Genomic DNA, 14,134 nt, shown 5'->3' with positions numbered 1-14,134 from the left:
CATACCTCCAATATACCAATTCTCTATATAATGATACCACTAAATAATCAAATTATCTAGGATACTTTTAACTTTCATTCATTATCATTCCTATAAATAAAGAACAAGTTGAATTAGATTCTTACATCCAATTCAACCTGTGATTCTCCCTATATCATTTTAAACTTACTTATTTCTTCATCTAACTTTTCTGCCAATAATTGCAGCTCATCCGCATATTTTGTGAACCTATCCATAACTGCAGTTATTTCCTCTGTTGATGCAGTTACTTCTTCTGAAGCTGAAGCAGTTTCCTGTGATATTAGCGATATATTCTCAATTTCTAATACCGCTTTTTTCTTTTTCTCATCAACATCAATAATAGAAGTCTTTATCTCATCAACCTTGCTTATCATTGTTTCAATTGATCTAAGGATTTCGCTAAATATCTCCTGTGTCTTTCCTACTGCTAAATCTTGCTCTGTCACTACACTTTCTGTAGATTTAATTGCTTTAACTGCTGTATCAGATTTACTCTGAATATTTGTAATAATAACTTTGATTTCTTCTGTTGATGATTTTGATTGTTCTGCAAGTTTTCTTATTTCCTCTGCCACAACTGCAAAACCTTTTCCGGCCTCCCCTGCACGTGCAGATTCTATACTTGCGTTTAATGCCAATAAATTAGTTTGCTCTGTTATTTGCGAAATTGTTTCAGATATAGTATTTATCTTTCTAGTACTTTCATCCATATCCTTAACTATACTATCAACTTCACCTGTAGCTATCTTAGTTTTCTTCGATTTCTCTATTAATGTATCTATCATAGATAATCCTTTAGCGCCTAATTCTTTGGTACTTGCTGAGAGTTTATCCATCTCATTAGAATTTACACTTATTTTATCTAATCTATTAGATAAATCATTCATTTCTGAAACTCCGTTTTGAGCATTTTGCGATTGATTTGTCGCCCCTTCTGATACCTCTTCTATTGCTTTTGCAACCTCTCCTATAGATGCAGTTACTTCCTCAGACATGCTTGCAAGATTCGATGACGTTTCCAAAACTGTTTTTGATGATTTAGTTACATTATTCATAAGCTCTGAAATATTCTTTAGCATTTCATTGAAGGAATTAGCTAGATCCATAAATTCATCTTTTGTAGACGAAGTCATAGACACAGTTAAATCTCCCCTTGAGGCTTTTTCAAATACTTCTTTTAATTTCTTAATATTATGTGCTATTCCTTTACTTAATAATAAAGATAAGACTATCGAAATCAAACATATAACTACTACTATAATTAAAGTTGTAGTTCGTATTGAATTTGTATCATTTGATAATTCTTTTTCATCTAACGTCGCTACTAATTTCCAACCTGTAATATCATTAGTTTCATATACTCCAAACTTATTTGCATTGTTAAAGGTATACGTTATAAATCCTTTTTCATTATTTTTAGCATCATTCCAAAAAGATTGCTTAGATGCTGCATCAGTTCCTAATAAATCTTTATTGGGATGAGCTATCATATTTTTACCTTCTACGTCAGAAATAAAAACATATCCAGTTTTTCCTATTTTCTTCGTACTTATTTTTTCTGTAAGTGTCTCTAAGGAAACATTCATAGCGCAAACTCCTATGACTTTTCCATCTCTTTCTACTGTCTTTGCAATAGACACAACATTTTTTCCTGTCTGAGCATCAGTAAACGGTAACGTTATTATTGTTTTTCCTTTATTATCTACAGCCTGTTTGTACCAAGGCCTTTCTTTGGGATTAAATCCTTCTGGCATTTTAATGTTAGGATATATATCAAACTTTCCATCAGTAGTTGCAAAATATGAACTGAAAATATTACTATTACTTTCTTTTAAATTCTTTAGACTTTCTGGTATGTATGCTGCTTGCTCACTCTTATCACTGTTAACAAAGTTATAATCTGTGGATGTCATAGTTATCATATTACTGAATCCATCAAAATAGTTACTGATTCCATCGTTTACTTCTAAAAGTGTTTGCTGACTTGTTAATTTCAGTTTTTCATTAAGGATTGATTTAGCCTGTATATTGGCACCATAACCTAATATTATTAGGGGAATCACACAAATTCCTATTAAGCTAATAACTAGTTTGCTGCGAATAGTGTTAACCCTAAACTTTTTCGTTTTCATTACTATTACCCCTTTTCATAAAATTGAATAAATAACAATTTAACTTAATCAAATCTGTTATCTATTTGCATTATTCTCCCTCTTAATTTTTACAATAACAATTTACATATTCTTTTTATTATCGCACTGAGGGTTCAATTTCTTTACATATATACTATAATATTATTAATTTTTATCATAAAATCAAGTCGAAAATTATACTTTATTTACCACATGCGTCTTAATTAATTACATCTGCCTTACTCACTAATACTTGATTGTGCTTGTATATCTTTAATATAATATGTATATATATAATATCAGTGGAATGTGGGGAGGAAATTATCTTGGACAATTCATTCATGTCAGATATGAGTATTTTTAATAATGACATATCATTTCTAATAAAACTTAGAGCAAAACCACAAATCTTAGAAATAGTTAAAAAAAAGCATTTAGATGAAATTTCCGATGAGATATCTATACAAGATAAGAAAAACGATTTGCTTATTTGGAATGCTATGTATACTAGAGAAATAGTCGAAAATGGCATTTTAACAAGATATCTTCATCCCATATATAACAAATTCTATACTTTAATCCCTACTCTTAACACTATAGAAGATTTGCAAACCATTGAAATACAAATGATAGATACATACATTAATCTCCTTATAAATGACGTTGAAGTAAAAGATAACTTTGTTATAAATAGAATTCTGAAACACTTACATCTTAATATTGAAAGCCAAATCTCATTAAAAAAATTGTCTAGAGAATTAAATCTATCTGAAGGCTATATATCAGATTGCTTTAAGAAACATATGGGCATGACTATTATGAAGTATGCAAAAAAAATAAGAATTGATAGGGCTAAAGTATTGCTTGTAACTACGACTAGCAGTATTTTAGAAATAGGTTTAACCTTAGGTTTTCATGATCAAAGTCATTTCCATAAAGTATTTAAATCATTTACTGGTGTTTCACCTTCTGAATATAGAAACAATAATTTTGGATAATAAACAAACTTTTACTTTAATAAAAAGAAGACTAAAAACTTGAACACTCAAATTTTTAGTCTTTCTTATTAGTTTAATTTGCTGCAAACCGGTATCGATACCACTTAAACTAAATTATTATTCTATTTATAAATTATAATTTCCAAATATCTTCATTGTATTGAGCAATCGTGCGATCTGAAGAGAAAAATCCTGCTTTGCTAATATTCATTAACACTTTTTTATTCCAAGCCTTTCTATCTTCATAATCTTTAAATACCATATCTTTTGTGTTTATATAATCCTCGACATCAAGTAAAGTCATAAACCAGTCTTTATTAACTAATTCTTTATGAAGTCTTGTAAGATTTTCTTCATCACCAACTTTTATCATGTCATCACTTATGATAAAGTCAACCAATTCTTTGATTGCTGGCTTTTTATAGAATTCCTTAGAAACATAATCTGCATTCTTATAATGCTCGATAACTTTTTCAGAAGATTCACCAAATATATAGATATTATCATCTCCAACTAATTCATGAATTTCAACATTAGCTCCATCTTCGGTTCCTAAAGTTAATGCACCATTTAGCATAAACTTCATGTTACCAGTACCTGATGCTTCTTTAGATGCAAGCGAGATTTGCTCTGAAACATCACAAGCAGGTATTAACTTAGAAGCCTTAGTCACGTTATAGTTTTCAACCATAACAACTTTTAAATATTTATTAACTTCTGGATTATTATTAATTATTTCTTGCAGACAAAGAATAACATGAATTATATCTTGTGCAATTACATAAGCTGGCGCAGCCTTAGCTCCAAATATCATTGTTATAGGAGTAGTTGGCTTATTTCCTTTCTTTATATCTAGATACTTATAAATGATATAAAGTGCATTCATTTGTTGTCTCTTATACTCATGAAGCCTTTTGATTTGAATATCGAAGATAGAATTTTCATCAATTTCTATCCCTTGTGTTTCTTTTAAATATTCCTTTAATTCAATCTTATTTTCTTTTTTAATTTCCCCAATCTTATTTAACACTATCTCATCATTTATGAACTTCGCTAATTCTTCTAGCTTAGCAGCATCTTTCTTATATCCATCTCCAATAAGCTCTGAAATATAACTAGCAAGTTTGTTATTACAATGAATTAACCATCTTCTGAAGGTTATTCCATTAGTTTTATTATTGAATTTCTCTGGATATATATCATAGAATGGCTTTAGCTCTTCTTCTTTCAATATATCAGTATGGAGAGCTGCAACACCATTTACGCTATATCCATAGTGAATATCCATATGAGCCATATGCACTCTCATATCTTCATCTATAATAGCAACTTTTTCATCTTTAAATTTAAGTTTAACTTGATTGTCCAATTCTCTGATAATTGGTAATAAGTGTGGAACAACCTTTTGCAAATAAGCTATTGGCCACTTTTCTAAAGCTTCTGCTAATATTGTATGATTAGTATAAGCACAAGTCTTAGATACTATTTCAATGGCTTCTGACATAGGTATTCCTCTTTCTCCAAGCAGCCTTATCAATTCAGGAATAACCATAGATGGATGCGTATCATTGATTTGAACAACAACATGTTCATGTAATTTATGAAGATCATACCCATTTTTATCTGCTTCAAGTAATATTAATTGTGCAGCATTGCTAACCATAAAATATTGTTGATATATTCTTAATAAGCGTCCAGCCTCATCACTATCATCAGGATATAAGAATAATGTTAAGTTCTTCTTAATATCTTCTTTGTCAAAATCAATTCCTTCTTTAACTAAAGTTTCATCTATTGTATCTACATCAAATAGACGAAGTTTATTTGATACTTCTTGATCATATCCAGTTACATCTATATCATAAAGTGTTGAAGTGACTGTGAATCCTGCAAATGGAACTTCAAACTTAATATCAGATTTATTTAACCAACCTTCACTTGTTATCCATGGATTCTTAACAGCCTTTTGCTTATGGTCTTCAAAAACTTGTTTGAATAATCCGAAATGATAGTTTAATCCTACACCATCTGCATTTAAACCTAAAGTTGCAATAGAATCTATGAAGCAAGCTGCTAATCTTCCAAGTCCGCCATTTCCTAATGAGGGTTCTAATTCAACTTCTTCAATTTCAGCTAATTCTTTACCATTTCTACCTAAAATATCTTTAATATCTTTATAAAGACCTAAGTTAATTAAGTTATTTGATAGTAATTTACCAATTAAAAATTCAGCAGAAATATAATATAATTTTCTTTTACCTTTATTAACACCCTTTTTCTTAATAGTTCCTTTTGTTAACTCTAATAATGCTAAATAGATTTCTTCATTACTCGCTTCTCTCACTATCTTATTAAACCTTTTCTTTAAGATTTCGTTTAAATTCTTTTCTAGCATATAATTTTCCCACCTTAAATAAATTATTTATTTTTATACTCATGAGTAATACCTTCGATTTAGCCTTATTATATCAATTTACATTTAAGCTGATTGTATATTCCTATTATATTTTGTATATTTATCATATGAATTTCACATTTATAAATTCCTCTAAAAGCAATTTATGCTACAAATATATTAATAAAACTGTTCTTATATGCAGCATAGCTGCCTTTTTTAATGTGTATATCTTTTCTCTTTCATGTTAATGAATTTCCTTTAAATTTTATTTCATCCATATATATGAAATATTATTTTTTAGCAAATTTGTAAACCTATTTTTAAAATATTTTTTCCCCTTTTACAAAAGTGGCTTTTAGCATTTGCTCTACTATATATCATTTCGTTACAATATAAGAAATATTAATTCAACAGTCACTTGACAAAAGCGTATGGTAGCCATATACTATTGGCATGGATAGATTTATAGATAACAAACATAAAATTGCATATGATTCTCTTGATTTAGCATTTGCCTTAATCGATCTTGATAAAAAGACACGCTATTTCGGAACTGATGTGCCAATTTTTCACTCTGAAATTCATATAATAAAGGCCATTGCTGAACATCCTGGTATTCATGTTGGTGGATTAGCAGATATTCTAGGAGTAACAAAAGGGTCTGTTTCCGAAATCCTCAAAAAGCTAGAGAGAAAGGCTCTGGTTGTAAAGGAAATTGATAATCTTAATTTATCTAGATATTCGTTGAGTCTGAGTGAAAAAGGTAAAAAAGCTCATAGTAACCATATGTACTATCATTCTATTTTGAACAGTATGTTTGAAGATGAGCTACAAAATTCTTCCGAATATGAATTAGAATTTTTGTCAAACTTTTTATCGTCTATGATAAACAAAGTTAAATCTTTTAATGAAAACTTTGATGAATAAATACTTTACGCAAGTGTATGGCTTCTATATTCATTTTTATTATAATTTAAGCTAGAAAATGCTAATATCAAAAAGAGAAAATTATCAGAGGTCAGATATGACTTCTGATAATTGCAAAATATATAAGTGAATATATAAACAATTATCCCCAAGCATATGGCAACCATACACCATTTATCTATAATCAAAGCAGGAAACTCATAGTAACTATGTGAACTACCATTCTATTGTTGCAAATATAGTTAGATATGAACCACAAAATGCCTCCAAACATGAATTGGAATTTTTCTCATTCATGATAAGCAAAATTAAATTTTTCAATTAAAATTTTATACATGTGTATGGATGCTATACACTTTTCATCACAATTAAGTTAGGAGGATATAATATGAAAAAGAAAAAATCATTAAAGTCATTTCTGAGTTTTGATAATAGTAAAGTGAGTAAGAGAAAGCATAAACATAAAACACTTAATGCTGATGAAAGAGGTTTATGGACTACTGAAATGAGTTTATGGGCTATCTATACTTCTTTATCCTCATGCGTTCTCTTTGGTTCTTATCCATATGAATGTCCGATATTTCCACCAACGAATCTTTCCAATAACAAATTGGAAAATAATAAATTTGATGGGCTCTAAAAAATAAGACAAATGAAGAATTATACCAAAGTGTATACCACCAATACGCTTTAATCTATAATTAATGCAAGGAGGATCAGTGATGTATCAAAATAGGCGTTATTCCCAGAAAAAACTTAGTCCTTCAAAAGAAGAATATTTAAAAGCCATATATAAGTTATCTGAAAAAACACAATCGGTACGTTCGATTGACCTTGCTGCTTATTTAGGATTTTCAAAGCCAAGTATTAATAATGCTGTGGCTATCTTGCAAGAGGCCGGATTAGTTGTTAAGCCTTTAGGCGGGGAAATCCATCTCACTGATGAAGGACGTAAACAAGGTCAAATAATTATAGCTAAGTTTCAGCTAATAAAACAATTCTTAATTGCCTATTGCAATGTTAATGAGCAAACAGCAAGTGAAGATGCCTGCAAAATGGAGCATATTATCAGTGATGAAGCTACTTTTGCTTTAAAAAAATATTTAAATCAAGTATAAACATATGATAATTTTAAGGAGAAACTATATAAATGAATCAATTACGTAATGAACACAAAAAGAACCTACATCCATATTCAAGAAGATCTATACAAATAATGCTGATAATCGTAATTACATTTACTGCAGCGAATTTGCGTGCACCTTTAACAGCAGTTGGCCCGTTGATCGATGAAATTCGTAGAAGCTTACATATTTCAAATACATTAGCGGGTATGATTACAACACTTCCGTTATTCGCTTTTGCAGGATTTTCACCTTTCGCTCCAAATTTGGCGCGAAAATTTGGCACTAAGTTAGTGCTTTTTTGGTCACTTATTTTCCTGACTTTGGGAATTATATTACGTTCGTTGTTTGGAGATTTAGGACTGTTTCTTGGTACAGTAATCCTTGGATTATCCATTTCTGTAGGTAATGTGCTGATTCCCAGCTTAATAAAACACGAATTCCCTGAACGGGTCGGTGTAATGACGGGCATCTATACTGCTTCCATGGGCCTTTTTGGCGCTATAGCATCCGGTATCAGTGTCCCCGTTGCTTCAGAATCAGGATTAGGATGGGGAGTAGCCTTAAGCATTTGGGCTGCACTTAGTTTCTTATCCATTATCCTCTGGATACCTCAAATTACACGAAGAAAACAAAAAATATCTATTGTTCAAAGAACGGTTCATAATGGCATTAGAATAAAGGCCAAAGACGTCCACGAAAAAAAAGATAAAATGGAGATCGTTGAGGCAAATAGTATTAATAAGATCAATCTCTGGAAATCTCCTTTAGCATGGCAAGTGACAGTATATATGGGATTGCAGTCTATGCTACTCTATTGCATGATTGCGTGGTTACCAGCTATTTTAGTTCATCAAGGTATGGATTCAAGCAAAGCAGGATGGATGCTCTCCCTTTACCAACTAGTATCTCTCCCTACATCGTTTGTTGGTTCTGTACTTGCTGGGCGTAAGGCTAATCAACGTCCATTAGTTATCACTGCTTCCCTATGTGTTTTGGTAGGGCTTTTGGGGATATTCCTCGGAGAAACAGAGCTTACAGCACTATGGATGATTATATTAGGTATTGGCGGAGCGCTTACTTTTTGCTTAGCTCTTATATTTTTTAGCTCTCGTACAAGAAATGCAGATGAGGCAGCAAGACTGTCCGGCATGGCACAATCAGGAGGCTACTTGCTCGCTGCTTTCGGGCCGATGCTTTTTGGTTTTCTGCATGATGCGGTTAACAACTGGACGTTACCACTTATTATCTTAATCGGTGCTGCCGGGTTATGCTTATTGGCCGGTCTAGGCGCATCGCGCAATCTTTATGTTAGTAAAAATACTGACAATAAAGCCACCATCTAAATCTTCTATCTTATAATATAGATTAATGCTATAAACTGTTTTTAATTTAAAAATAACATCCCAAAAGGTGGTTTTCATATGAAAACCACCTTTTTCCACTACAGCTAGCAATCACACATTATAGCAGCTGACTGTAGCAGAAATTCTCTTCCTGCATGATGGTGTTATGTCAATATCTTATATACAAAAGTTAAACTTTCAAACTGCACTTATTCAATCAAATTTTCTCCATCCTTAAATGCTCTTAAAGATAACTCATTAAATATTTCATCATCGGTTCCACAGTAGTGGATGCAATCCTCTAATTTCCAACCAAATACGTCAAAAATATTATTAACATATTTAATCGCTTCTGCACCTTTTTTAGAATCTAAGCTTCCTTGAGCAAATACAGTTATTAACTTTTTACCTGGATGTCTAGGAATAAACTTATTTGGAAGCTCTTCAACCATTGGAAATGTACGATCTAACCAAGTTTTTGCCTGACCTGTAATTTGGTACATATATATTGGGGAACCAAATACAATAGCATCTGCCTCCGCAATAGCTTTATACATTGGCTGCAAATAATCATTAACAGCACAGCTATCATGAGTACGACAATAGAAACATCCTTGACATCCACGAATTTCAGTGTTATTTAAATCAAATTCAATAACCTCAGCACCTTTTGATTTTGCTCCTTTTGCTACTTGATCTAATAATTTTGTAGTATACCCATTCTTTCTTGGACTACCCTTAAAAATAACCACTTTTGACATTTTTCATCTCTCCTTAATAAATATAAAAATTTAAATCTTATGTTATCTATATATTCCTTAGGATCTTTTCAATCCAACTGAAAATACGTTCATTTGCAATTAATTTAGCTCCAGCTTGGCAATGGAATTCAGCACCTTCTTCAGCTGTAAATAAAATAAAATCTTTATGGCAGGTAATCTCCTCATACAATTGCCTTGCTTGATCTCTAAGAAGCTTGTCATTTTCCGAATCAACGATTAAGGTAGGGCACTGTATTTTTTCTGCTAATCCTTTCATATAAAAATTTCCAACCTTTAGAATGAATTCAGCAGGGGTATTTACACCAAATACATACATACCATGTGAAAAGCTCCATTTTGCTTTTGAGTTTGATTCCATTTTTTCCCTAACAGCTTTATTAAATCCCTCTGAATCAGAAAGTGCGAAATTTAAAAATTCTTCTCTTGGCATATTAAAGATACTTGTAAATCCACCTAAAAAGTCATATACTCCTCCATTAGCTATGCAGCCTGCAAGTCGATGTTCAAAAGCTGCTGCTCTAGGAGCAAGATACCCGCCTAAACTTTGCCCCCATAAGATAATTCTCTTTGGATCTATTTCCTTTCTTGTAAACAGATAGTCTACTACTGGGGTTATAACTTTCTCGTAGTCATGTCTGAAAAATAGTTGCTGTTTATGTACAGCCTCTCCTTGTCCTGGTCCCTCAAAAGTAATACAATGCATACCGTGTTCAAGTGCATCCATTGCCATTCCGTAAAATGCTTCCTTTGTTCCATCAAAGCCAGTCATAGCAATTAAAACTGGTTTAGGCTCCTCTGAATCCTCTAATTTATAAAAATGTCCTGTAAGTGTTGTATTTTCATAGGGGATTTTCACTTCTTCAATAAGAGGCTTATTAAGTTTCATAACATGGGAAAAGCAATCTAAGCTTGCGTTGTATAACTCATCTATCTTTGGATTCTCTGGATTTTCATGAAGGTAGAATTCTGCAATTCTATAATAATTAGAAGCTCTAAGATAGGCTTTTCTTGCACTTATCAAGTGACCATCTGAATAGCTATCCTCTGCAACTTTTTGCAAACGCTTGGCTGTTTTGGTCCATTCTTCGCACCAGCTCTCATAATCTCCTTCTTTAATTCTTTCTGCTGTTGAAACCACCTCGCCTATATCTGCAGCTTTGAAAGCAGTGTCTCCAAGAAGTCCCAATACCTTTGATGCAAATTGATCGTCTTTAAAAATCAAATTATTCATAGTAATTCTCCTTTACAGTATTTATTGTTTATGTAACACGTTGTTGCTATAATTAAAATATATCAGATACAGATTTGTATTCAACCAACAATACTTATAGTTTGTTTTATATACAACAAAGGAGTGAAAATGTTGCAGAATAAACATGATATTCGAACAAAACGGACACATCAACAAATAAGGGATGCACTTATTGATCTTATTTCTGAAAAACACTTTGATAACATTACAGTTGGTGATATCACTAATAGAGCTATGATTAATCGTTCTACTTTTTATAGGTATTATCAAGATAAATACGATGTTGTACTAAAAATTTTTGAAGACGCAATGGAAATAATGAAGAAAGATTTAGGCCCTCCAAAATCCAGCCTTAAGTATCTTAATGAAGAACAAAGATCTGATCCATGGGTGAAACTATTTGAACACTTTGCTGAAAACAGTCGATTATATTTGGCAATGCTGGATGATTCATGTAACATATGGTTCATATCTAGACTTCGTAGCCACATTATCTCAATGTTTAGAGAACGTGAAAATTTACGAAGCTCTTTCATAATGAATAAAGAAGACTGCTCACCAGAGATTCAAGAAATGGCGTTCTTATTTACCGCTAATGCTTTAATCGGTACTATTGATTGGTGGTTAAAGTCAAACTGTACTCATGATTCAGAGAAAATGTCTTATTTATTTAGATCTTATTTTAAAAATGGCTATGTAGGAATGCTGAATAAAGATTAATTTTGTCTGCTGCTCTTACTACCTTTATTCCTGCCCCCCTTCCCTTAGACGAAACATCTTGAATCTTAATCCCCACTAAATATTCTTTACTATAATTAGTTTCCAAAATAAAAGAAGCATGAAGATTCAGGATTGCCCCTGCTTTCTTCATGCTCAATATAAATTGTTTTAAATTATTCAACTGTTACTGATTTAGCTAAGTTTCTTGGCTTGTCTATATCGCAACCTTTATTTCTAGCTGTATAGTAAGCTAAAAGTTGTAATGCAACTACAGCAACTATTGGTGAAACTAAGTTAAGAAGTTCTGGAATCCTAATTACTTTATCGAAAATTGATTCATCTAATACATCATTTTCGTAAGCAATTGCAATTACTTCTGCTCCTCTAGCTTTAACTTCAACTATATTACTTACCATTTTTTCTCTTAATGATTTTTGAGTTAATAATGCTATTACTTTAGTTCCTTCTTCTATTAAAGCAATTGTTCCATGTTTTAATTCTCCACCAGCATATGCTTCTGAATGAATATATGAAATTTCTTTAAGCTTTAATGATGCTTCTATAGATAATGCATAGTCAGCACCTCTACCTAAATAGAATACATCTGTTTCATCAGTTAAAAGATTTGCAATTTCTTCTACTTCACTTGCTTTATCTAAAATCACTTGAACTTTTTCAGGTACTAATAATAATGCTTCTTTTAACTCTTTTTCTAATTCCTTAGTCATTAATCCCTTTAATTCACTGAAATACATTGCCATCATATACATAACAACAACTTGTGTTGTATATGCTTTAGTAGAAGCTACTGCAATTTCTGGACCTGCCATTGTATATAATACGTCGTCAGCTTCTCTAGAAATTGTACTTCCCACAACATTTGTTATAGCTAAAGTTTTAGCTCCAGCTTTCTTACAATCTCTAAGAACCGCTAATGTATCAGCAGTTTCTCCTGATTGACTTAATGTTATTACAAGGGATTTATCAGTTACTAATGGGTCTTTATATCTAAATTCTGATGCTATATCAACTTCAACTGGAATTCTTGCTAATTTTTCAATTGCTACTCTTCCCATGAGTCCTGCATTATATGCAGTTCCACAAGCTACTATAAATATTCTATCTATATTATTAAGATCCTCTTTTGATAACTTAAAGTCTCCAAAAGTGATATCATGGCTCATTGATAATCTTGATGCCATTGTATCTCTAATAGCTTTTGGTTGCTCGTTGATTTCCTTTAACATGAATGAATCATATCCACCTTTTTCAGCAGCATCTTCATTCCAAGTTACTTTGAAAACATCTTTCTTTATTTCACTTCCATCAGCGCTTAAAATTTTAGCGCCATCTTTGCTTATAACAACAAATTCTCTATCTTCTAAAAGATATATATCTCTTGTATAGCTTATTATCGCTGGAATATCTGAAGCAATAAATGTTTCATCTTGTCCTAAACCAACAATTAGTGGACTATCTTTTCTTACTGCAATTAGCTTGTCTGGTTCTGCTCCAGTTACTACACCTAATGCATAACTTCCTTCTAGTCTTTCAGTAGCTTTAACTACTGCTTTAAAAAGATCTCCTTCATAATAGTAGTGAATCAAATTTGGTATTACTTCAGTATCTGTTTGAGATACAAATTCGTATCCTTCTCCTTTAAGCCATTGTCTAAGTTCTAGATAGTTTTCTATAATTCCGTTATGAACTACAGTAATATCTCCCTTTGAACTTTGGTGTGGATGTGAATTAATATCTGATGGTTCTCCATGAGTTGCCCATCTAGTATGACCGATACCAAGTGTTCCTTCAGCTTTACCTTGTCCTAAATTATCAGTTAAGTTAGTAAGACGACCTTTATGCTTTTCGATACTTACCTTACCATCATTAACAACTGCAATACCTGCTGAATCATAACCTCTATACTCTAACTTTGATAATCCATCTACTAAAAAAGATTTTGCTGATCTACTTCCTAAATATCCAACTATTCCGCACATATTTATTCTTCCTCTCTTTTTTCATATAATATTTAATTTTAATTCTTCTTTTAACTTTATTCCTAGCACAATTATAAAAGGGCATAGTAATCCTAGAAATTAAAATTAAAACAAAGGTTTTAACACCAGACTGAATTTGTCCTGTGAATCACTTCACAGTTTTACCAGTCGTTTACGGTAGTGCGATACCGTGGGGCACCCGCCGAAGTTTCGATACTCCCCAACCTCGTCGACGTAAATGAAACTCCAAATCTTCAATTTGGATAGTTGAATTTACTCAGCGAACGAATGTGAGTCGAGTTTCCTTTAAAAAGATTTCATTAGCTATTCGCGTAACTTATATCAAAGCTTACTATTAACTAAATTCCTTTTATAAAAACCAACCCTTTAAAAATTCACTTTCAACTAAATCTCACTTAGTCCTGGCGCTTTTT

Annotated in this window: 11 protein-coding genes; 6 read left to right on the top strand and 5 right to left on the bottom strand. The window is 31.7% G+C overall.

The window, feature by feature from the left end; genetic code table 11:
• Positions 1–149 precede the first annotated feature (149 nt).
• Entirely contained in the window at positions 150–2,153 is a 2,004-nt protein-coding gene (locus PZA12_RS01400; protein ID WP_078116924.1) for a methyl-accepting chemotaxis protein, read from the bottom strand.
• Positions 2,154–2,479: 326 nt separating this feature from the next.
• On the opposite strand from PZA12_RS01400, the gene PZA12_RS01395 reads away from it, so the two are divergent.
• Positions 2,480–3,151, top strand: a complete 672-nt coding sequence (locus tag PZA12_RS01395; RefSeq protein ID WP_077837235.1) for a helix-turn-helix domain-containing protein — start codon at positions 2,480–2,482, stop codon at positions 3,149–3,151.
• Between the two features lie 133 nt (positions 3,152–3,284).
• Here PZA12_RS01395 and PZA12_RS01390 read toward each other — a convergent pair whose 3' ends face one another.
• Complete coding sequence (locus tag PZA12_RS01390; RefSeq protein WP_078116923.1) at positions 3,285–5,546, bottom strand: glycogen/starch/alpha-glucan phosphorylase; 2,262 nt, start codon at positions 5,544–5,546, stop codon at positions 3,285–3,287.
• A gap of 456 nt (positions 5,547–6,002) precedes the next feature.
• On the opposite strand from PZA12_RS01390, the gene PZA12_RS01385 reads away from it, so the two are divergent.
• From PZA12_RS01385 to PZA12_RS01370, 4 genes are all read left to right on the top strand, one after another.
• The gene (locus tag PZA12_RS01385) at positions 6,003–6,476 is read left to right on the top strand and encodes a MarR family winged helix-turn-helix transcriptional regulator (protein WP_078116922.1); all 474 of its coding nucleotides are present in this window, start codon (positions 6,003–6,005) and stop codon (positions 6,474–6,476) included.
• 388 nt (positions 6,477–6,864) lie between these two features.
• Positions 6,865–7,116 carry a hypothetical protein gene (locus PZA12_RS01380; RefSeq protein ID WP_078116921.1) on the top strand — a complete coding sequence of 84 codons (252 nt, stop codon included), beginning with the start codon at positions 6,865–6,867 and terminating at the stop codon, positions 7,114–7,116.
• Positions 7,117–7,198: 82 nt separating this feature from the next.
• A complete protein-coding gene (locus tag PZA12_RS01375) occupies positions 7,199–7,594 on the top strand; it encodes a metal-dependent transcriptional regulator (protein ID WP_077837240.1) in 396 nt (131 codons plus the stop codon).
• Positions 7,595–7,626: 32 nt separating this feature from the next.
• Positions 7,627–8,946, top strand: a complete 1,320-nt coding sequence (locus PZA12_RS01370; protein ID WP_078116920.1) for a CynX/NimT family MFS transporter — start codon at positions 7,627–7,629, stop codon at positions 8,944–8,946.
• A 209-nt stretch (positions 8,947–9,155) separates the two neighbouring features.
• Here PZA12_RS01370 and PZA12_RS01365 read toward each other — a convergent pair whose 3' ends face one another.
• Positions 9,156–9,707, bottom strand: a complete 552-nt coding sequence (locus PZA12_RS01365; RefSeq protein ID WP_103698143.1) for a flavodoxin family protein — start codon at positions 9,705–9,707, stop codon at positions 9,156–9,158.
• Positions 9,708–9,753: 46 nt separating this feature from the next.
• Positions 9,754–10,959, bottom strand: a complete 1,206-nt coding sequence (locus tag PZA12_RS01360) for an alpha/beta hydrolase family protein (RefSeq protein WP_078116919.1) — start codon at positions 10,957–10,959, stop codon at positions 9,754–9,756.
• A gap of 129 nt (positions 10,960–11,088) precedes the next feature.
• Here PZA12_RS01360 and PZA12_RS01355 point away from each other — a divergent pair, with 129 nt between their 5' ends.
• A complete protein-coding gene (locus PZA12_RS01355; RefSeq protein ID WP_078116918.1) occupies positions 11,089–11,700 on the top strand; it encodes a TetR/AcrR family transcriptional regulator in 612 nt (203 codons plus the stop codon).
• 173 nt (positions 11,701–11,873) lie between these two features.
• Here the strand turns inward: PZA12_RS01355 and glmS are convergent, their stop codons facing one another.
• Positions 11,874–13,700, bottom strand: a complete 1,827-nt coding sequence (glmS, locus tag PZA12_RS01350; RefSeq protein ID WP_011967598.1) for a glutamine--fructose-6-phosphate transaminase (isomerizing) — start codon at positions 13,698–13,700, stop codon at positions 11,874–11,876.
• Positions 13,701–14,134 lie beyond the last annotated feature (434 nt).

The sequence above is a fragment of the Clostridium beijerinckii genome (assembly GCF_036699995.1).
Taxonomy (GTDB): domain Bacteria; phylum Bacillota; class Clostridia; order Clostridiales; family Clostridiaceae; genus Clostridium; species Clostridium helianthi.
This window is presented reverse-complemented; position numbering and strand designations above follow the sequence as displayed.

What these genes read in the sequence shown, in the direction of transcription:
- PZA12_RS01400 (WP_078116924.1), bottom strand. Translation starts at nt 2,153, where the DNA reads ATGAAAACGAAAAAGTTTAGGGTTAACACTATTCGCAGCAAACTAGTT.
- PZA12_RS01390 (WP_078116923.1), bottom strand. Translation starts at nt 5,546, where the DNA reads ATGCTAGAAAAGAATTTAAACGAAATCTTAAAGAAAAGGTTTAATAAG.
- PZA12_RS01385 (WP_078116922.1), top strand. Translation starts at nt 6,003, where the DNA reads ATGGATAGATTTATAGATAACAAACATAAAATTGCATATGATTCTCTT.
- PZA12_RS01380 (WP_078116921.1), top strand. Translation starts at nt 6,865, where the DNA reads ATGAAAAAGAAAAAATCATTAAAGTCATTTCTGAGTTTTGATAATAGT.
- PZA12_RS01375 (WP_077837240.1), top strand. Translation starts at nt 7,199, where the DNA reads ATGTATCAAAATAGGCGTTATTCCCAGAAAAAACTTAGTCCTTCAAAA.
- PZA12_RS01370 (WP_078116920.1), top strand. Translation starts at nt 7,627, where the DNA reads ATGAATCAATTACGTAATGAACACAAAAAGAACCTACATCCATATTCA.
- PZA12_RS01365 (WP_103698143.1), bottom strand. Translation starts at nt 9,707, where the DNA reads ATGTCAAAAGTGGTTATTTTTAAGGGTAGTCCAAGAAAGAATGGGTAT.
- PZA12_RS01360 (WP_078116919.1), bottom strand. Translation starts at nt 10,959, where the DNA reads ATGAATAATTTGATTTTTAAAGACGATCAATTTGCATCAAAGGTATTG.
- PZA12_RS01355 (WP_078116918.1), top strand. Translation starts at nt 11,089, where the DNA reads ATGTTGCAGAATAAACATGATATTCGAACAAAACGGACACATCAACAA.
- glmS (WP_011967598.1), bottom strand. Translation starts at nt 13,700, where the DNA reads ATGTGCGGAATAGTTGGATATTTAGGAAGTAGATCAGCAAAATCTTTT.